Below are 20,936 nucleotides of genomic sequence, written 5' to 3' on the forward strand. Positions count from 1 at the left end.
ACTGTAATGATGACATAGATTCTTTTAAAAAGGAAAATGGATATAAAAGTTAGGGAAATGGGGAGAAAACAAAATAGTTTTGCTTAAAATAAAGAGATATATTTTAAATGGGACCAATAGTAAGCGTTTTCTAGAAAGAGATTTGATTCATAAGGAGTGGAGTACATGTTTGAACAATACTTAGTCTGCGAAGATGGTTTTCGAAATGTTGTAGAGGATGGAATAGTTGTTGGCTTTGAAGTCAAATTGCGAATTCCTTATTATCGAGGAATTGCCTTGTCATTGATTAATAGCATTGATTTAGAGGTAGATGAACAATCCTATTCACATGATGATATGATTTTTTCAGTAGAAACCGGCAGCTTTCCTTACCATGAATTATCTACCGTTATTAATAATCGTTGGGAATTTGGAGAAAAGGCAACATTGTTTGTAAAGACACCAAGTGGATTAGCAGCAGGCACGCATAAAGTACATGCTGTCGTTAATTTGCGAATTTCCTATCTGCCATGGCCAAATATCGGTAATGATACCAAACAAATTACACTAGAATCAGAAAGAGTTTTAGTTTAGAGATTAGGAGGTTGATAGAAAATGAGTAAACAAGCAAACATTAAGCTTGGAGTTTTATTATATAGTTACCAGGAAGAATACTTTACAAGAAAGTTAACACTAGAACAATGTATCGCTGAAGCGGCCAAAGCTGGTGCTACAGGGATTGAATTACTTCCAGAACAAATGCTTACAGGGTTTCCTAAGGTAACGGATCAATTTGTTGACCAATGGTTTGGCTGGATGGATCAGTATGGAGTCGAACCGATTGCCTATGATGCGTTCTTAGATAACAAATTATTCCCTAATCGCTTGTTAACACTAGAAGAAAATGTGGAAATGATGGTGAGAGATCTAAAGCTGGCTAATAAGCTAGGGTTTAAGGTATTAAGAACATTGGTTTCTACACCGTTGGAAGTCGTAAAAGCGAGTCTGCCTTATGCAGAAGAGTATGGGGTTAAAATTGCACTTGAAGTTCATGCTCCTTTCACCTTTGGGACACCATGGTTTGAAGAAAGACTAGAATATATCATGCAGAGTGGAACCAAGTGGTTTGGGATTATGCCTGACTTAGGCATCTTTGTGAAGAGAATGTTACCTGTTATGGAGCAAAGATATATCCGTGATGGGGCTACCCCAGAGATCGTTCAATTGGTCAGTGAAAATTATGCCAATGGTCTTGATAAACAAGAGACCTTTGACATTGTAAAAAGGATGAAGAATGCCAATAAGAAAGATGTCGAATATGCAGAACTAGCAAAGCACTTTGTCTATACGGATCCTAAAATACTAAAAGACTATATTCCTTATATTATGCATGTCCATGGGAAATTTTATGAAATTACGGAAAACAACGAGGAACCTAGTATTCCATATAAAGAGATTATCGAGGTTTTAACAGAAGCTGGATATGAAGGCTATATTGACAGCGAATACGAAGGAAACCGTCACATCCAAGACTTTATGGAAGTGGACAGTGTGGAACAAGTTAGACGTCATCAAGTCTTATTAAACAACCTGCTAAATAAATAGAGTGGTGTCAGGGACCTTGAAAAGGTTCCTATTTAATGTTTATACTCCTGATTATTTGCGCTTACTTGATATAAAATAAATGTCGAAGTGTCTTCTTTTTGTGCTATATTTAGAAATAAAAAACTTTTTAAAAAGTTTTTGCGTTTAAAGAGGTGATTGAAATGAGTGCTACACACATTTTCCAATCTTCAATAGATTCCAAGTTAATAACGGTTTCAGTAATGAACCGTAAAAGTAATCTAGAGCATGCTCATCGAGACATTGAATTGATCTACATGATAAAGGGCCAGCTTCAAGTGAAAATAACCAATAATATCTATCACTTGAACAAATCCGACTTTATCTTGGTCAATTCCAATGAATTTCACTCTTTTCAATCTGAAAAGGATAATTTATTTGTTGTTTTTCATTTTAATTATTTAGAATTAAGTTCATTATTTGGTCAAAAAAGTTTATTATTCACTTGTAATTCAAACTTGCAGAACCCTTCTTCCGATCAGGAATTAAGAAATGTCATGGAAGAATTATTATCGGTATATATGCAGCAGAGAAATGATGCAGAGGTGGAATCATTAGAGAAAACGTTTAAATTACTCTCGTTATTAAAATTACATTATTTAAAGAGTACGAATCAGCTCGAATTACAAAACCACACAACGAACAAAGGTCAAAATGAAAGATTATCTGAAATCATGGAGTATATACAAAATAATTATCGGGAGCCCTTAACATTAGAGGAAGTTGCCGGTCTCCATTTCATCTCTGTTCCTTATTTGTCTAAATTTTTTAAAAAACAAACAGGAAAAACCTTTTCTCAATATATAAATGAAATTCGTCTCGCCCATGCTGTTAACGAATTAGTTAACACGGATAAGCCCATTACTCGTATTGCATTAGATAATGGATTTCCAAACTTGGCGGCATTTAACAGAGTCTTTAATGAAGGTTATCAGTTAAAGCCTGTGGAATTCCGAAAACAGATGTCAGATACAACTAATAAAGAGGAAAATAGTACTGAAGAAATTAGTGATCATGATCGTGATGAAGCATTTACTGAGCTGCAGCAATATCTAAAAAGTTCAGTAGAGCAAAGGGTCCAAACCTATTCTCAATCGACAGGAGCAATCGAAACAGAGACAATAAAAATAGGGAAATTGGATGCCTTTACGAAGTATTGGAATAAGCTTTTGAATATTGGGTATGCAAAAGATATTTTAAATTCGGATATGCAAGAGCAAATCACTCTCTTACAAGGCGAAATCGGCTTTACCTATGCCAGATTTTGGGGATTGTTTGGTGATGATATGCTAGTGGAAGATCGTTCTGGTGGAAAAATCACCTACAATTTTTCTAATACAAACAAGCTATTGGATTTCCTGGTCAAAAATAAATTAAAACCTTTTATTGAAATTGGTCCAAAACCTAAAATTATTCAAAAAGCTATAGGAGATACCATTGTTGTCCAAACAATAAGTAGAAGGACAATGGAAGAATGGACAAACCTTTTCAGGGCGTTTTTATTGCAATGTATTCAGCGCTATGGAATTGATGAAGTGGAGACTTGGTATTTTGAGATGTGGAAACCGCACACAGATGTATTTAATACGAGTGTACAAAGTGAAAAAGATTTCTTAGATCAAGTCAAGAATAATCAACATGTTGGTCTAAGCGATTTTAAAGAGTATTTTAAAATATTTAGCGAATTTAAAAAGCAGACAAAGGACCTAATTCCTTCAGCGAAGGTTGGTGGATGTGGGTTAAGTATAGATTTGGAAGGCGACAAACTTGATTTGTTACTAGAACAATGGAAACAAGAGGAAATCCAGCCTGATTTTCTATCCATATCCCTTTATCCGATTGAAATTCATCGTGATAAGTATCGGGTACCGATTAAAAATCTTCACTCTAACAATCCTAATTATGTCATTAATAAACTGAATGAGGTAAGAAAAGCGTTAAAAAAGGCTGGATTTGATGGTTTAGAATTGAATGTGACAGAATGGAATATTTCTATATCTAACCGAAACTTTCTTAATGATAGCTGTTTTAAAGCTTCTTACCTGGTCAAGAATATCATTGGAAATTTAAACCAAAATCAAGTGAATATGCTAGGCTATTGGTTGTGTTCAGATATTTTTAGTGATTTTTGGGATTCTAAAACACTTTTGCATGGCGGGGCTGGATTGGTGACGAAGAGTGGAATCAAGAAACCAAGCTACCATGCCTATATGCTGTTAAAACAATTAGGTGAAATTCTTGTGGCCAAAGGTGACCATTATATTGTGACGAAAAGGTCTGGTCATCGCTATCAAGTAATCTGTTATAACTACAAACATTTTAACTACTCTTATTATTTACATCCTGAAGGAAGCATGGGAATTCATGAGCAATACGAAATATTTGAGAACAATGAAACGTTAAACCTATCATTAGAAATACAAGGTCTCGCCAATGGGAAGTACCGTGTCAAGGAGCTAAAGTTGAACCGCGACCATGGCAGTGTACTTGATGAATGGTTAAAATTTGGTGCCGTGGATGATATGAAACCAGATGAAGTAGACTATTTAAAGCAGGTTTGTGTTCCGGATATGAAGGTAGAACATCATGTTGTGGAAAATGAATCGATTGTTCTAACAGGAGAACTACAACCGCACGAGGTAAGGTTATTTGAATTTAATTTGTTAATTAGTGATCTATAAGTGTTATAAAAATAAAGAGATTAAAAATCTAGTGTAGATTTTTAATCTCTTTTTTTCAATCATTCATCATTCTAAAAAAAAAGAATGAAAATCACTATTTAATTGGTTAATTGTAAGAAAGATATCAACGTGTTCTTTGATTAAAATAAAAATGTAAGCGGTAATCAAAACTTAAAAAGTTAAATAGATGATGTTCTAACAATATAGGAAGAAGGTTTTATTATGATGCAGCTTGGAATTATTGCAGCACCAACGGAGGAAAGTTTTCAAAAAGCAAAGCAAAAAGGATTAGACTTTATCGAAGTTTGTGTCAATGAAGGTCAAGATGTGGATGCATTTTATCGTAATCGTGAGAATTTACTAAATTGGAAAAAACAATATGGTATTAGCATTGGCTCGATTGGAAGATGGAAATCACTGCGTATTGATGAAAAAGGCAGTGTTATTGAAGAAGAATTAGAAAGATGCTTCAGATTGATTGAAGTGGCCAGTGAATTAGGATGTACTAACTTTGTAAGTGGCTGTAACTATGTGGAAGAGTTATCTTTCTATGAAAATTGTACAGCTGCCATTCAGTTTTTCACACACTTGATTGATTATGCGAAACCAAAAGGAGTAAAGGTCTCTTCCTACAACTGTCGAAAGGTGAATTTTGTTAATACTCCTGATGTATGGAAAGTTGTTCATGGTCATTTGAAGGAATTAGGAATCAAATTTGATCCTTCACATAGTCGATATTTTGGCGGTGATTACCTCCAAGAAACACTTGATTGGGGTGAGCGTTTCAACCATGTCCATTTAAAGGGGTCCATGATCATCAATGGTGTGAGAGTAGATGACCCGCCGGCAGGGTTGGACCAAACAGACTGGAAAACATTCATTTCATTATTACGAGTAAAAGGGTATACAGGCGGATTAAGTATTGAACCACATTCTCCTGTATGGACTGGAGAACTAGGGGAAAAGGGAATTGATTACACGATTGAGTATATGAGGGATCTAGCATTTTAAAGAGGGGAGAAGTGGTCAAATGAACGACAAGAAACTACGTTATGGATTAATCGGAGCGGGAAGTAATGCGGAAAGAAAGCATCTAAATAATTATATGACACTAGCTAATATCGAATTAGCCGCCATTTGTGATGTGAATATCGAAAATGCACAAAGACTAGCCCAAAAATATAATATCCCAAATGTCTATAGTAATTATGAGGATATGCTGAACCAGGAAGAGTTAGATTTAGTGAGTGTTTGTACCCCCAATTACCTGCATGCGGAGATAACGATTTATGCACTAGAAAAAGGGATCAATGTGCATTGTGAAAAACCGCTGGCCATTAATGCAAAAGAAGCACAAAAAATAGTCGAAGCAAAGATTAAATCGGGTAAACAGGTAATGGTTGGCTTAAATAATCGTTTTACTAATGAGGCGGTTTATTTAAAAAGATATATTGATGCGAGTTACTTAGGAGATATCTATCAAGTAAAAGCTGGCTGGATTCGACGGAGCGGGATTCCAGGGCGAGGGACATGGTTTACAAATAAGGATTGTGCTGGCGGCGGAGTGATGATTGATTTAGGTGTTCATTATCTTGATTTAGCCCTCTATCTTATTGGGATGCCGGAACCATCGTATGTCACTGGAGCGATTCACCAAAATTTCAGTCATACCACCACACGTAACCGCAACGGTTATAAAGGAAACCCAAATGGTATCTTTAATGTTGAAGATACAGCTATAGGTTTCATCGGACTTCAAAATGGGGCAACGGTCAATTTTGAATTCAGCTGGGCTTCTAATATTGCACAAGACAAAACGTTTGTGGAAATAGTAGGGACAAAAGGTGGTGTGAGCCTTATTAATGGTGAGTTAAAGTTACACTCTGAATTATTGGATACTTGCGTGGATGTTTCGCCAATTCTGAATCCCAATATTAAACTAAAGAATGAGTTTGAACATTTTGTAAATAGTATTTTAACTGGTGAAGAATTAATTGCACCTGCAGAACATGGCGTTTACATGATGAATATCATCGACCATTTTTATACAGCAGCTAGCAAAAAAGAGCCTGTTTTTTTCGAAAAAATCAAAAATAAGGTTCGCTTACTATCCTCATTTTAAAAAGATGGTGCAAAGTACCTTATAGTGTAGAAATCATCTACCTATAAGGTACTTTTTATAATAGAACCAATAAAAAGTTAAACAAGGAGAATGGTAATGGTAATGGTTAATAATCAAAAAACAAGCATTAATACAGATCATGAGAAAAAAATAAATGAATTGATTAGCAATATGACACTAGAAGAAAAGGTGGGCCAGCTTACACAATTTCTTCCATCTATATTTGGCGCATTTGGAATGACAAAAGACGAAATTATTGCCAAATTGGTCGAAGGTGAAATTTCATATGAGGAATTTCAAGCAATGGAGAGAAACTATCATAAAGATGAAATTAGAGAAGGTCTCCTTGGTTCCATGGGAGGAGTTACCGGTGCAGATCTTTCAAATGAATTACAAAAAATTGCCGTCGAGGAGTCCAGATTAGGAATACCGCTTCTCTTTGGCTTAGATGTAGTCCATGGCTATAGGACAATCTTTCCTATTCCTCTCGCAGAAGCCTGCAGCTGGGATCTGGAATTAATTGAAAAAACAGCAGAAATTGCCGCAAAAGAGGCCTCAGCTGCAGGCATTCATTGGACCTATGCACCAATGGTAGATATTACAAGGGACCCGCGTTGGGGAAGGATTGCTGAAGGGGCAGGCGAAGATACATATCTAGGAAGTATGATTGCTGCTGCTAGAGTCAGAGGATTTCAAGGAGAGGATTTAACTAAATCTGAGAGAATACTAGCATGTGCAAAACATTTTGCTGCTTATGGTGGAGCAGTTGGCGGTCGTGACTATAATACCGTGGACATGTCTCTGCAAACTCTTCACGAGGTGTACCTGCCACCGTTTGAGGCTGCGGAAAAAGCGGGTGTCGGTACATTCATGAGTGCGTTTAACGACTTGAATGGTGTGCCATGTACGGTAAACAAATATCTATTAACGGATGTTTTAAGAGAGCAGATAGGATTCAATGGGTTTGTTGTAAGTGACGCCAACTCGATAGCTGAAGTAGTTGTTCATGGAGATTCAGAAAATAGGAAAGAAGCCAGTAAAAAGGCATTATTGGCGGGCTTAGAAATGGATATGAGTCAGGGGACGTATAAGGAAGATTTACCGGAACAAATGAAGAATGGAACAATACCTCAAGAGGTTTTAGACGAAGCCGTTAGACGGATTTTACGCGTGAAATTTCAGATGGGACTTTTTGAGAAACCATATAGAACCAACAACGAGATTGAAGAAAAGACTTTATTGGCACCTGAACATGTAGAAATAGCGAGAGAAATGGCAAAACGTTCAATTGTTTTATTAAAAAACGAGGATCATATTTTACCATTAAAGAAGAACCTGAACAAAATTGCCGTAATCGGCCCATTGGCTGATAATAAAAAGGAGATGCTCGGTACTTGGGCGATCACTGGTAATGAAGAAGATGTGGTTACCATTCTTTCTGGAATAAATTCTGCGGTTGAAAAGGACACAGAGATAGTCCATGCTATGGGCTGTGAAGTCATTGGAATTAAAGGGGCAGACATTAATGCAGCTGTAGAGATTGCCAACGAATCGGACGTCATTATTGCAGTTGTTGGTGAAAATGCCGACATGAGTGGTGAGGCCTCCAGCCGAATGGATTTGAATCTCCCTGGACAACAAGAAGAATTATTAAAAGCATTACACCAGACAGGTAAACCAGTCATAGTGGTCCTAATTAACGGAAGACCATTATCCATTCCATGGGCTCAAGAAAATGTATCAGCTATTGTTGAAGCATGGCAGCTGGGAATTCAGACTGGCAATGCAGTCGCAGATGTGTTGTTTGGCGATTACAATCCAAGTGGTAAATTAGTGGCGACTTTCCCTTATTCAGTTGGACAAGTTCCTATTTACTATAATCATCCGCATACAGGCAGACCTGCAAGTAAGATAAAATTCACTTCAAAATATATAGATGGACCACACGAACCCTTGTATCCTTTTGGCTTCGGTTTAAGTTACACGACATTTAATTATGAAAACCTTGTTGTAAATTCTCCAGAGGTTACCAAGGATAGTATCGTAACGATTAATATAGAGGTAACGAATACAGGGAAACGTGCCGGTGAAGAAGTTGTCCAGCTTTATTGTTCTGATGTCGTTGCTAGCAGGGTAAGACCGGTTAAGGAATTGAAAGGCTTTAAAAAGATCAATCTGCAGCCAGGAGAACGGCAAACTGTTACATTTGAACTAGATATTAATAGTCTTGGTTTTTATAATGAGGAGATGGAGTATATAGTTGAACCTGGTTTGTTTAAAGTATTCATCGGGTCAAACTCTCAGGAAGGGCTAGAAAGTGAATTTAGAGTTTTAGAGAAATAAATAGAATAGATCAACAACCTATCACATGTTATAGGTTGTTTTTTTATCCTCTCAAAAAAGATAACTATGGGTATCCTGTCCTAGGTAATTATTAATCTATTTTTAATAAAAGTGTGATAAAATGGCTAAAAAAATCAAACTAATGTCGGATGATAAAATAAATGTCGGAATTTAATGAAAAAAGGTTAAGAATTATATCTACTTATTTAATCTTATCGCAGGAACTCATAAAAGCTCACGATAAAGGATAAAAAATTGTACTAATGTGTTTAATTAATTGAAGGCGGTTACATATGGTCTGCGGTACGATAATTGTAACAGTAGCTACTGAATGTTTTACGATTTGTACTTGAGGTATTTTGAACTAGGAGGATAAGAGATGGCAAATGGAGCAGTTCCACAAACAAAAGAAAGTTTGGTAGTGCCTCAAATTAATGGTAATCTTAGTTTTCTTACAAAGTTAAGTTATGGTTTTGGTGAGTTCTCTGCCAGTGTCGTTTGGAGTTTAGCGTCTTCCTATTTATTGTTTTTTTATACAGATGTGTTTGGCATTGCTGGCGGTGCAGCAGCTGTAATCTTGCTTGTAGCAAGGGTATGGGATTGCTTTGTCGACCCGATTCTCGGTTTAACCATGGAACGGACAAAGAGCAAACATGGACGTTTTAGACCTTATATTCTATACGGTGCATTAGCACTTGCTGCTCTAAATATATTAACCTTTTTCACTCCAGATCTTTCAGGAACCGGTAAGGTTATATACGCTGGTGTAACCTATCTATTATTAGGAACGGTCCACTCTCTAGTAAACGTACCATATGGTGCCCTTGCAACAGTCATGACGCGGGATACTCACGAAAGAACCAATTTAAATGCGTATAGAGGAGTTTTTGGACAAGTTGCTGGTATTCTTACAGGTGCCGCGGTAATGCCTTTAATTACTCTATTAGGACATGGTAACCAGCAACATGGATTCTTCTATGCAGCCATTGTACTGTCAGTCGTGTCTGCTCCACTATTATTCTTAACCTATAAGAATTGTAAAGAAGTAATTGAGCCAGCAATAAATGAAAGACCATCAATAAAAGAATCGTTAGTTGCTGTAGGTGCCAATAAACCATTATTATTAATCATAGTAAGTCTATTCGTAGTATTATTGGGTGTGTTTGGAAGAATTGGGACTGTAACTTATTACTGCATTTATGTATTAAATCGTCCGGATTTAATTGCGGTTTCTTTTACAATTCTTTCAGTATGTGGCGCAATCGGTTCTTTCATCCTACCGTTTATTGCAAAGTTTTTTGAAAAGAAAACACTCTTAATCGTTGGATCGACGATAACGGGGATTGCCTTTATTGCCATGTATTTTACACCGGCAACGAATATTAATATGATTATTGTATGGACGATCATATCAAGTTTACCAACAGGTTTTGCCAGTCCAATGGTCTTTAGTATGGTGGCGGATAGTATCGACGATTATCAAGTAAAAACAGGTATACGGGCTGACGGTGCGATTTATTCCTTTACAAGTCTTTCAACCAAGATTGCAAGCGCTTTAGTAGGAGCAGTCAGTGCAACCATCCTGGGAGCAATTGGTTATGTGGCCAATAAACAACAAACACCTGAAGTAGTTCATGGTATAAATATGTTAGTAAATTTAGGACCAGGTGTTGTTTATCTCTTAGCCACCATTCCATTGTATTTTTATAAAATCTCCAAAGCAAAAGCGATGGAGAATACAGATGAACTTTTAAAAAGACGAACCGGAGCTGACTTTGTAAAATAGTATGTGATGAGCTTATAAGTTGCACTAGAAGTGTAACTTATAAGCTATTTTAATAGGAGGTTTTCATCATGGATAAGACTGTACAAGATCTAGTGAATCATCAAACAGAAAATTATATCCTGCCTTTTTTATGGATGAGAGGGGAAGAAGAACAAGTTATCAGAGAAGAAATTGCTAGAATCTTTGAATGCGGAATTAGAGGAATCTGTGTTGAAGCAAGGCCTCATCCAGATTTTGCAGGTCCTGGCTGGTGGCATGACCTTGATATTGTTATGGAAGAAGCTAAGCAGCGGGGAATGCGTGTTTGGGTATTAGACGATGCCCATTTTCCAACAGGATATGCCAATGGATTAATTGAGAAAAAATATCCGAACCGAAGGAAAACATATATCAACTATAATACAGTTGATGTATTAGGTGCACAAAATGAAGTAACGATACATATCAGCCCGATGTTAAAACCAAAGACCTCATGGTTAGATATTAGGAAACCAATAGACAAAGAGGAACAAAAAAATAATAAATTAATGAGTGTTGTGGCTGGAAAACTAGTAATAGATGGAATAATTACTGAAGAATTAATCGATTTAACTGACCATGTTGAGGGTGATTTTTTAACCTGCACCTTACCAGAAGGATCATGGCGGATTTATGTGGTTTATGAGACGAAAACCGATGGCGGCAACCCGAAATATATTAATATGATTGATGAAGATTCTGTCAGCACTCAGCTTGAAGCGGTATATGAACCACATTTTCAACATTACAAAGACGAGTTTGGGAAGACATTTGCCGGATTTTTCTCAGATGAGCCCGCTTTCGGAAATGTTAATGGGTTTGAATTTAATGAATCAATTGGAAGGAAAGACATGCCATTACCTTGGAGTGAAGAAGCTAAAACTTTGCTTTCTGAAGCTCTAGGGGATAACTGGAGAGTGTTCTTACCCTATTTATGGAATAGCACTGAAGAAATGAACATTTGTGTCCATACTCGTTATATCTACATGGATGTTGTTACCCGTTTATATGAAAAGAATTTTAGCAAACAATTGGGCAATTGGTGTGAAGCGCATAATGTTGAGTATATCGGGCATGTGATTGAAGATAATGATCAGCATAGCAGATTAGGCAGTGGAGCGGGTCATTTCTTTAGAGCATTGTCAGGGCAGCATATGTCTGGAATTGATGTGATTGGCGGGCAAGTGATTTTTGGCGGTGCCGGATTAGAACGCCGTGGAATTTTTAAGGGAGATGGAGAATTCTATCATTATACACTTGGAAAATTAGGTTCTTCCTATGGTCATCTCGATCCAAAGAAAAAAGGAAGAACGATGTGCGAATTATTTGGTGCTTATGGATGGAAGCTTGGTGTTAGAGATATGAAGTATATCCTTGACCATCTAGTTGTCCGTGGCATCAATCACTTGGTACCGCATGCATTTTCAATGCGTGAATACCCTGACTTCGATTGTCCACCGCACTTTTATGCACGTGGACATAATCCGCAGTTTAAACATTTTGCCCATCTCATGCACTATGCCAACCGCTTATGCCATATTTTTAATGGCGGCAGGCATATAGCCCCTGTAGCGGTTTTGTATCACGGGGAGAGTGAATGGACAGGTGAATATATGAAAATGCAAAAGCCTGCTAGAGCCCTTACTGAAAATCAAATTGATTTTGATTTTGTTTCGATTGATATGCTGAATAACTTAGAAACCTATAATGGAAAGTTAGAGAATAACCATTTAACTATTAATGGCGAAGAATTTAAATGTTTAGTTATTCCCTATAGCCAATATATAACAAAAGAGTTGGCCGCCTTTATTAAAGCTACAGCTGGTTTAGAAATTATTTTTGTTGATGGAAAACCTGAAGGGATTTCTAATGTTGTAGATGAACAGGAAGTGTCTGAACTATTAAGAGCGGTGGACAAATTTAAGGTTGTACCTCTGAGTGAGTTAGCTAAAGAGCTTAAAAAGGAAGGAATATTTGATCTTCAATTAAAGAAACCATTCAAGGATTTAACCTATTATCATTATGAAAAAGGGATTAGTATTTACATGTTTCAGAATGAATCAGCACATGAGACTTTCAGTGGAGAAATAGAACTTTCTGGTGGAGAATTTGCTATAATCTATAACGGACTTGAGAATAAATTTGAGAAGATAGAAGTTAGGAAAGTAAACGGAAAAAGTATTATTAATCTGGAGCTAAGACCTTATGACTCTTGTGTTCTATTTGTGAGTGACGGATCCCTAAACGGAGAGTTTGAAAAATATCGTCCTTACTCAATAAAGCTTAATGAATGCAAGGAAACGATCGAATTATCCAAAGGCTGGAATTATTCTTTGGTAAAAAACATGGATTATCCGAATTTTGGCGAAGTAACGCAAATGAATGAATTGGTCCCAATCTCTGCTATAGACCCAGCTTTCACAGGAATTATTAAGTACGAAAAGACATTTGAGCTTGCAGAAGTTCCAAGACAAGGGATTTTAGCTTTTGAATCAGTTTATGAAGCCGTGGAATTATTTATTAACGATGAATATGTTGGGATGAAAGTTTGTCCACCTTATATTTACGATATTGCGGACTATTTAAGGGAAGGCACCAATACCATCCGTGTAGAAGTAGCAACTACATTGGACAGGGATCGTTTTAATCATCCAGAACCTCCATTTATTGTATGGCATGATCCTATAGACCCAACCGGTATGTTTGGAAAGATTACGTTGTCTTTTTAATGATGATGCTAAAAAAGGTGTGTAACCTTAAGAAGCACACCTTTTTTAAAACAGTTCTATAGATAAACTCCAGGGGAGGCGCTCATGAAATATCCATATGAAAGTGCGGTCATAAACGAAGAGATTCCGATGTTAATGTTAATGACAAGTGTGAGATATGTCGCGATGCATTGGCATGACCGGATTGAATTTTTGTTTGTTTTGAGAGGACAAATTCATGTTTTTGTGGGGAGAGAGGAGTATTCTCTACAAGAAAATGATTTGCTCCTGATTAACAGCAATGAAGTTCACGGTGTGGAAGCAAGCGAAGATAACCGGGTTTTACTACTTCAAATACCGCTGACTTTTATTGAAAAGTGGTACGAAAATATTGAAAAGGAATCCTTTGAATGTCAATCCTTTCATACTGAGGATCAAGAAAGGTTTGATCATATTCGTTTGTCGATGATTCAGCTGATGTTTACATTAAGAAAAAGAGAGCTAGGGTTTGAGATTAAAATTCATTCATTACTTTTAGACATCGTTTACAATCTTATAAGTCAATTTAGAGTGACAAATCATAAGCTAATCAACCGAAATAGCAGCAAAGATATAGAACGTCTAACAAGAATTACCAGCTATATCCAAAAAAATTATATGCATCCGATTACCTTAAATGAAATTGCTGAAAATGAAGAGTTGACGGTTCCATATTTATCACGATATTTTCAGCAGCATATGGGACAGTCTTTTGTAAAATATTTGAACGGGATTCGACTGGAACAGGCAGTAATGTATTTATTGGAGACCAATTGGCCAGTTATTCAGATTGCCATGGAGTCGGGTTTTTCGAGTTTAAATACATTTCACAAATTGTTTAAAGATACCTTCCATACAACCCCCTATCAGTTCAGAAAAAATCAGCAGAAAACCTTGGGTAACTCTCTTAAAAATGAAGCAAAAGGAATCGAAAGTTATGAATATACCGAAGAAGTCGATCTGAATGAATTGGAAAAGTATTCAGAGAGTAGATATGACAGTAGACCAAGAGGTAATAATTAAAAGAATTGAATAAAGGAGATTCGCAAAGATGTTGAAACTTTGCGGTTTTATTTTTGAAAATTATATATATTCAGAAAATATTAAAAATTGATATGATTTTTCTTAATTAATTGAACGATTTCTAGTACTTTCCTCCTTATAATAAGCGGTATATGAACAGATGGTTAAAATAATAACCATTTGGAAAGAGGGGGTATACCTACAGAGTTTATATTGATTTTAGTTATGGTCTTATTTAAAAATAACAGCGGTTTCAAAAAGAAGAAAAAAATGGGGGTTCTTTAATGCAAAAAAATAAAAAGTTAATAAGTATAATGCTTACGTTTTTTTTACTAATTCTTTCAGCATGCAGTTCGAATAAAGAGAGTGCTACAACTGAAAGTTCAGTTTCAGGGGAAAAAATATCTGAAGTGAATATGGTCTTTTTTACAACTGAGGTACCCAAAGATCTCAAACTAGTACAGGATCAAATTAACAAGATATCCGAAGAAAAGATCAAGGTAAGGGTAAAATTAACACCCATAAATATAGGTAATTACGTTCAACAGATGAATTTGATGTTATCTAGTAATGAAAAAGCAGATTTAATGCTTGTTACCTCCTTTTTTGGCTATACATCACAAGTAGCGAAAGGACAATTATTACCATTGGACAATTTGGTAGATAAGTATGGCCCGGATATTAAAAAGACAATGGATCCGGATTATTTGAATGCTTCCAAAGTTTCTGGGAAATTATTCGCTGTTCCAACTCTTCGAGATATGGCAGGAGCACCTGGTATAAATATGCGCAAGGACTTGGCAGATAAATATAACATTGACATTAATAAAATTAAAACACTGGATGAAGTAGAGGCCGCTCTGAAAACGATCAAGGAAAATGAGAAAGGGATCACTCCATTTGTTCCTTTTCAGCCTGGAGCACAGGCAACTGTCGTTTATAACTGGTTCGATCCGCTAGGTGATACAATGGGGGTTCTACCAAACTACGACAATAATATGAAAGTAGTAGACTTATATGAAACAGATGAATATGCGCAGTTTGTTAAGACAATGAGGAGATGGAATCAGGAAGGACTTACATTAAAAAATGCAACAACGAATCCAGATCCTGGTACATCGCTAGTTAAGTCAAATGCAGCTTTTAGTTATTTCAGTCCTCAAAAACCTGGAATTGCTTTACAAGAATCACAAATAACTGCTAAGCCAATGGTGACTACTTCACTTTTAAAACCAGTTACAACCACATCTGCAGTAACCACAATGATGTGGGGAATTCCACATAGCTCTCAGGTTCCGGAAGCAGCAATGAAATTTCTTAATTTAATGTATGGAAACAAAGATATCGTGAATTTGCTAGACTGGGGGATTGAAGGAAAGCATTATGTAAAAGTATCGGATAATGTGATCAAGTATCCAGATGGGGTAAATGCAGGAAACAATGGTTACAATTTAAATATGAGTTTTGCAATGGGGAATTCTTTTCTATCATATGTATTCGAAGGGAATAATCCAGACATATGGAACGAAACGAAGGAGTTTAATAAAAGCGCGATTAAATCGAAAGCACTTGGATTTAATTTTGATAGTTCATCCGTTAAAACGGAAGTTACAGCCGTTACCAATGTCGTTGCAAAATACGCACTAGGACTTGAATCAGGTGTTTTAGATCCTAATAAGAGTCTGCCTGAGTTCATTAAAGGTTTAAAGGACGCTGGTATTGATAAGATTATTGCAGAAAAACAGAAACAATTAGATGAATGGGCAAAAAACCAAAAATAAGCTTGTATTTCAAACCTAAAAGGCGCAGTTTAACATGCGCCTTTTAGGTTTTTTTTGGATATTTGGATAAGGTTAAAAATTACACTATCATTTTTAATCTGTTAATCATAAAAAAATAAAGAATCTAGGAAAAAGGACGAAAATCTATACCGGAGATGGTTAATTAAAGTAAGGGAACCTTTCTATAAAGAGGTTATGATATATATGTAAGCGGAATCAGTAAATATTTAATAGAAACATAGGAGGACCAGACACAATGAAACTTGGATTTAACAGCGCCATATTAAATGAATGCACCTTTGAAGAAGTAATTGACTATGCAGCTGAAAACGGTTTTTCATGTGTGGAGCTTTGTGCATGGCCGAAAGGGAAAGCGGCCCGTAAATATGCAGGTGTTACCCATCTTGATGTCGATCACTTAGATGTGGATTATGTCAAGAATTATACCGAAGCAAAGGGAATCAAGATTTCTGCTATAGCATATTATCCAAATGCTTTAGATGAAGATCCAGAGAAAAGCGAATACTTCGTTGCCCACATCAAAAAATGTGTTGAGGCAGCACGTAAATTGGATGTTAACATGGTCACTACCTTTATTGGCAGGAATCAAAAGAAAACTGTCAACGAAAATTTGGAAGCGATGACAACCGTTTGGAAGCCAATCGTTGAATTTGCAGAAGAACTAGGTGTAAAGATTGCCATTGAAAACTGTCCGATGCTATTCACAACTGATGAGTGGCCAGGCGGACAAAATCTAATGACGACACCAGCTATCTTCCGCCGTGTGTTTGAATTGATCCCAAATCAAAACTTTGGACTTAATTTTGACCCATCTCATTTCGTTTGGCAGCAAATGGATTATATCAAGCCGCTATATGAATTCAAGGAGCGAATCTTACATATCCATTTCAAAGATATTAAGGTTTATAGGGACCGCTTAAACGATGTTGGAATTATGGCAACACCACTGGAATATATCTCGCCTAAACTACCAGGTCTAGGAGATGTCAATTGGGGCCAATATGTATCAGCTTTAACCGATATTGGTTATCGCGGATTCGCTGTCATTGAAGTAGAGGACAAGGCATTTGAAGATTCACTTAAATCCAAAAAAGATTCTATTAACATTAGTAAAAACTATTTGAGTCAGTTTTTTGCTTAAATAGATTATCAATTTATAGATCTAATAAAATAGTTTAAACAAAAAAGGAGAATGAAAATTATGGGTAAATTAAAAATTGGTATTATTGGCTGCGGTGGTATTGCAAATCAAAAGCATTTTCCAGCATTAGCACAATTTAAAGAAATCGCTGAAATGGTGGCATTCTGTGATATTCAAATTGAACGCGCTGAACAAGCGGCAAAAGAATATGGAACGGAAGATGCAAAAATTTATGTTGATTATAAAGAACTATTAAAAGATGAATCCATTGATCTTGTGCATGTATTAACTCCAAACGTTAGCCATAGCCCAATTACAGTTGCTGCATTTGAAGCAGGTAAACACGTAATGTGTGAAAAACCAATGGCCCACAATACAGAAGCGGCTCAAAAAATGATGGATGCTTGGAAGAAATCCGGCAAGAAATTCACCATTGGTTATCAAAACCGTTTCCGTCCAGAGGTTCAATCTCTTTATAAAGCTTGTGAAAAAGATGAGCTTGGTGATGTTTATTTTGCAAAAGCACATGCCCTTCGCCGCCGTGCAGTTCCAACATGGGGAGTATTTCCTGATAAATCCCAACAAGGCGGCGGCCCACTAATCGATATCGGTACACATGCTCTTGATATCACTTTATGGATGATGGATAATTACAAACCGGTTTCCGTATCAGGTTCGGTTTTCAATAAATTAGGTAATCTACCAGAAGCAGTAGAAGGTAACATGTTTGGTCCTTGGGATCCAGAAACATTTGAAGTGGAAGATTCAGCATTTGGTTACATTAAAATGGAAAATGGAGCAACAGTTTTCCTTGAATCTTCTTGGGCACTTAATGTACTAGAATCAAGAGAAGCGGCTACAACTCTATGTGGTACAAAGGCAGGAGCTCAAATCAACTCCGGCATGAGTTTCCGTAACAATGAGTTAATATATAACTCTGCACGCAATGGGATGTTAACAGAAGAGAAAAACTCTGCAGGCGGCGCGATTGCTTTCTTTGAAGGCGGATCCAATAAACCTGAAGTACTTGAAGCAAAACAATGGTTAGAAGCGGTTAAGTATGATAAAGAACCACTAGTAAAACCAGAGCAGGCATTTGTTGTAACGAAAATTTTAGATGCTGTTTATCGTTCTGCTGAAACTGGAAAAGAAGTTGTTTTTGAACAGGAAACAGTTGCAAGCAAATAGGAGGTGGACAGTGTGGCATTTAGTATGAAATTACCTTTCGTCGATGTTGTTTGCGATGAAAGTTTAAAAAACACCTATGTGAATGGGAAAAAGTTGGGATATGAATTCCAAATTCGCTTAAGTAACTATCGGGGGCATTACTTATCCTGTATTGAGGAATTTGTGGTTTCCGTTGATGGTAAAGAAGTGAATTCTGATGATATCACCTTTGAACTTAATGAGAAAGAGTTTACCATAAGACAGCTGCCAAGTCTAATTTCGGAGTTTTGGAATTTGATAGATTCAGCTACGATTCATGTGTTTGCTCCCGGAGGCTTAGCTGAAGGAGAACATTATATTGATGTGAAAATGATGTTAAGAATCCCTTATATGGCCGTTCCTGGAAGTAAAAAAGAACATGATTATGCGCAGTTAGATTCTTGCGGAAGCAAAACATTACGAGTGAGAGATTAGGTGAAAGGAGGTCAGATCAATTGAGTAATATTAAATTAGGTGTGTCTTTATATAGCTTTACGGATGAATATGTGAAAGGCACATTTACATTAGAGGATTGTATTCGTACTGCTGCTGAATTTGGAGCGGAAGGGTTTGAGTTGGTAGGTACGCAAATGCTGCCATCTTACCCATATGTAAATGACAAAGTTTTAAAAGAATTTAAGGCCATGACGAATCACTATGGAATCGATTTTATCTCTTATGGTGCGAATGCAGACCGCGGGGTAAGATCAGATCGTGATTTAACAGAAGACGAATTGCTTCAGTCGTCTATTATTGATTTGAAAACAGCAAATAAATTGGGATGTAAAATTATGCGTGCTCAATATCTTATTGGACCATCGGTATTTGCCAAATTAGCGCCATATGCAGAGGCTTATGGAATCAAGGTAGGAATTGAAATTCATAATCCTGAAACGCCAACATCACCAAACATCCAGAAATTCACCGAGGTAATTGAAAAAACAGGATCTCCATACCTGGGATATGTAGTTGATTTTGGTACTTTTGCAACTAAATCAAATAAACCGCATTGGGATGAAGCATTAGCGAATGGAGCACCGTTAGAATTATTAGAAATGGCTGCTCAATTACGTTATGATGGTGTACCAATGATGGAGGCAAGACAAAGAATGCTTGATGCTGGTGCCAATGGTGCTGTCATGGGTGCTTTCCAAGGAATGTATGGCTTCGTTACTTTCTACAACGAACCGGATTATGAAGGGTTAAAGCAAATCATGCCACACATCATTCACTTCCATGGAAAATTTCATTATATTGATGAGAGTTTGGAAGAAGCAAGCATTCCATATTATAAGATCTTGCCGATTATTCAAAACTCTGATTTTGATGGTTATATTGTATCAGAATATGAAGACCACATATCTGGAAGAGCCGTAGAAATGACCAAACGTCATTTACAAATGGAGCGGAAATTATTAGGTAAATAGTTTATAATAATACAGGTGGGTATTTGACACCTGTATTTATTTCATAAGGCGGGGAAAGAATGAAAAAACTAATCGGTATAGATTTAGGCGGAACAACGGTGAAATTTGCAATCTTGACTGAAGAGGGCGAAATTCAACAAAAGTGGAGTATAGAGACAGATATTCAAAATGAAGGAAAGAATATCGTTCCAAGCATTATTGAATCGATTAATCATCGTCTTGACTTGTATGGGCTTTCAGCAGATGACATTTTAGGCATCGGAATGGGCTCTCCTGGGACAGTTGACCGCGCCCAAGGGACAGTCATTGGAGCTTATAATTTAAACTGGAGTACCTTGCAGCCAGTAAAACAGCAGATTGAAGAAGGAACTGGCATTGCTTTTTGTATTGATAATGATGCCAATGTGGCAGCACTAGGCGAGCGTTGGAAGGGTGCCGGAGAAGATGGTGCTGATGTTGTCTTTGTTACACTTGGAACAGGTGTAGGGGGCGGTATTATCGCTGATGGCAATCTTATTCACGGTAAGGTTGGTGCAGGTGGAGAAATTGGCCATGTAATTGTAGAGCCTAATGGTTATCATTGTACATGTGGAAATCAAGGCTGTTTGGAAACCGTCGCTAGTGCAACAGGTGTTGTTCGATTAGCGAGAGATTTTTCAGAAAGATATGCTGGAGAATCTGAATTGAAGTGGTTAATTGATGATGGACAAGAAGTTACGGCTAAGACCATTTTTGATCAAGCTAAAAAAGGAGACAAATTGGCTTTAATCGTTGTCGATAAATTTTATTATTATTTGGGACTAGCTAGCGGAAACATTGGAAACATCTTAAATCCTGAAACCATTGTAATTGGCGGAGGAGTGTCAGCAGCAGGAGAAATGCTGTTAAATGGGGTAGAAGAATATTTTCAAAAGTTTGCTTTCCCGACAGTAAGAACTAGTACGAAACTGAAGCTTGCTCAGTTAGGGAACGATGCTGGGGTCATTGGAGCGGCATCGTTAGTGAAACAAACTAAGAATAGTTAATAAATGAGCCCAT

General features: G+C 36.8%; 15 protein-coding genes. All 15 read left to right on the top strand.

Annotation, left to right across the window (positions count from 1 at the left end):
* Positions 1-165: 165 nt before the first annotated feature.
* The 15 genes from J7E81_RS05765 to J7E81_RS05835 all read left to right on the top strand — a co-directional run bounded on the left by J7E81_RS05765 (position 166) and on the right by J7E81_RS05835 (position 20,923).
* Positions 166-573: a C-glycoside deglycosidase beta subunit domain-containing protein gene (locus J7E81_RS05765; RefSeq protein ID WP_215041141.1), complete on the top strand. Its 408-nt coding sequence runs from the start codon at positions 166-168 to the stop codon at positions 571-573.
* Positions 574-594: 21 nt separating this feature from the next.
* Positions 595-1,584 (top strand): sugar phosphate isomerase/epimerase family protein, encoded by a 990-nt coding sequence (locus J7E81_RS05770; protein ID WP_215041142.1) that lies wholly within the window; start codon positions 595-597, stop codon positions 1,582-1,584.
* 161 nt (positions 1,585-1,745) lie between these two features.
* The gene (locus J7E81_RS05775) at positions 1,746-4,283 is read left to right on the top strand and encodes a GH39 family glycosyl hydrolase (RefSeq protein WP_215041143.1); all 2,538 of its coding nucleotides are present in this window, start codon (positions 1,746-1,748) and stop codon (positions 4,281-4,283) included.
* A 222-nt stretch (positions 4,284-4,505) separates the two neighbouring features.
* A complete protein-coding gene (locus J7E81_RS05780) occupies positions 4,506-5,294 on the top strand; it encodes a sugar phosphate isomerase/epimerase family protein (RefSeq protein ID WP_215041144.1) in 789 nt (262 codons plus the stop codon).
* Between the two features lie 19 nt (positions 5,295-5,313).
* The gene (locus J7E81_RS05785) at positions 5,314-6,405 is read left to right on the top strand and encodes a Gfo/Idh/MocA family protein (protein WP_215041145.1); all 1,092 of its coding nucleotides are present in this window, start codon (positions 5,314-5,316) and stop codon (positions 6,403-6,405) included.
* Between the two features lie 96 nt (positions 6,406-6,501).
* Positions 6,502-8,748, top strand: a complete 2,247-nt coding sequence (locus tag J7E81_RS05790) for a glycoside hydrolase family 3 N-terminal domain-containing protein (protein ID WP_251028440.1) — start codon at positions 6,502-6,504, stop codon at positions 8,746-8,748.
* 379 nt (positions 8,749-9,127) lie between these two features.
* Positions 9,128-10,534 carry an MFS transporter gene (locus J7E81_RS05795; RefSeq protein ID WP_215041146.1) on the top strand — a complete coding sequence of 469 codons (1,407 nt, stop codon included), beginning with the start codon at positions 9,128-9,130 and terminating at the stop codon, positions 10,532-10,534.
* Between the two features lie 68 nt (positions 10,535-10,602).
* Positions 10,603-13,281 carry a glycosyl hydrolase gene (locus J7E81_RS05800; protein WP_215041147.1) on the top strand — a complete coding sequence of 893 codons (2,679 nt, stop codon included), beginning with the start codon at positions 10,603-10,605 and terminating at the stop codon, positions 13,279-13,281.
* Between the two features lie 84 nt (positions 13,282-13,365).
* Positions 13,366-14,322, top strand: coding sequence for a helix-turn-helix transcriptional regulator (locus J7E81_RS05805; protein WP_215041148.1), 957 nt, complete (start codon positions 13,366-13,368; stop codon positions 14,320-14,322).
* Between the two features lie 284 nt (positions 14,323-14,606).
* On the top strand, positions 14,607-16,103 hold the full coding sequence (locus J7E81_RS05810; protein ID WP_215041149.1) for an ABC transporter substrate-binding protein: 1,497 nt from the start codon (positions 14,607-14,609) through the stop codon (positions 16,101-16,103).
* 256 nt (positions 16,104-16,359) lie between these two features.
* Positions 16,360-17,265: a sugar phosphate isomerase/epimerase family protein gene (locus tag J7E81_RS05815; RefSeq protein WP_215041150.1), complete on the top strand. Its 906-nt coding sequence runs from the start codon at positions 16,360-16,362 to the stop codon at positions 17,263-17,265.
* 60 nt (positions 17,266-17,325) lie between these two features.
* On the top strand, positions 17,326-18,453 hold the full coding sequence (locus tag J7E81_RS05820) for a Gfo/Idh/MocA family protein (RefSeq protein WP_215041151.1): 1,128 nt from the start codon (positions 17,326-17,328) through the stop codon (positions 18,451-18,453).
* A 12-nt stretch (positions 18,454-18,465) separates the two neighbouring features.
* Positions 18,466-18,906: a C-glycoside deglycosidase beta subunit domain-containing protein gene (locus J7E81_RS05825; protein WP_215041152.1), complete on the top strand. Its 441-nt coding sequence runs from the start codon at positions 18,466-18,468 to the stop codon at positions 18,904-18,906.
* 20 nt (positions 18,907-18,926) lie between these two features.
* A complete protein-coding gene (locus J7E81_RS05830) occupies positions 18,927-19,898 on the top strand; it encodes a sugar phosphate isomerase/epimerase family protein (protein WP_215041153.1) in 972 nt (323 codons plus the stop codon).
* A gap of 59 nt (positions 19,899-19,957) precedes the next feature.
* The gene (locus tag J7E81_RS05835; RefSeq protein WP_215041154.1) at positions 19,958-20,923 is read left to right on the top strand and encodes an ROK family glucokinase; all 966 of its coding nucleotides are present in this window, start codon (positions 19,958-19,960) and stop codon (positions 20,921-20,923) included.
* Positions 20,924-20,936 lie beyond the last annotated feature (13 nt).

The organism is Bacillus sp. ISL-18 (assembly GCF_018613415.1).
GTDB lineage: Bacteria > Bacillota > Bacilli > Bacillales > Cytobacillaceae > Neobacillus.

Bases quoted from the DNA above. Each gene is read 5' to 3' on its own strand.
- J7E81_RS05805 (WP_215041148.1), top strand. From the start codon at position 13,366: ATGAAATATCCATATGAAAGTGCGGTCATAAACGAAGAGATTCCGATG.
- J7E81_RS05775 (WP_215041143.1), top strand. From the start codon at position 1,746: ATGAGTGCTACACACATTTTCCAATCTTCAATAGATTCCAAGTTAATA.
- J7E81_RS05815 (WP_215041150.1), top strand. From the start codon at position 16,360: ATGAAACTTGGATTTAACAGCGCCATATTAAATGAATGCACCTTTGAA.
- J7E81_RS05780 (WP_215041144.1), top strand. From the start codon at position 4,506: ATGATGCAGCTTGGAATTATTGCAGCACCAACGGAGGAAAGTTTTCAA.
- J7E81_RS05835 (WP_215041154.1), top strand. From the start codon at position 19,958: ATGAAAAAACTAATCGGTATAGATTTAGGCGGAACAACGGTGAAATTT.
- J7E81_RS05790 (WP_251028440.1), top strand. From the start codon at position 6,502: ATGGTAATGGTTAATAATCAAAAAACAAGCATTAATACAGATCATGAG.
- J7E81_RS05795 (WP_215041146.1), top strand. From the start codon at position 9,128: ATGGCAAATGGAGCAGTTCCACAAACAAAAGAAAGTTTGGTAGTGCCT.
- J7E81_RS05810 (WP_215041149.1), top strand. From the start codon at position 14,607: ATGCAAAAAAATAAAAAGTTAATAAGTATAATGCTTACGTTTTTTTTA.
- J7E81_RS05770 (WP_215041142.1), top strand. From the start codon at position 595: ATGAGTAAACAAGCAAACATTAAGCTTGGAGTTTTATTATATAGTTAC.
- J7E81_RS05765 (WP_215041141.1), top strand. From the start codon at position 166: ATGTTTGAACAATACTTAGTCTGCGAAGATGGTTTTCGAAATGTTGTA.
- J7E81_RS05800 (WP_215041147.1), top strand. From the start codon at position 10,603: ATGGATAAGACTGTACAAGATCTAGTGAATCATCAAACAGAAAATTAT.
- J7E81_RS05785 (WP_215041145.1), top strand. From the start codon at position 5,314: ATGAACGACAAGAAACTACGTTATGGATTAATCGGAGCGGGAAGTAAT.
- J7E81_RS05820 (WP_215041151.1), top strand. From the start codon at position 17,326: ATGGGTAAATTAAAAATTGGTATTATTGGCTGCGGTGGTATTGCAAAT.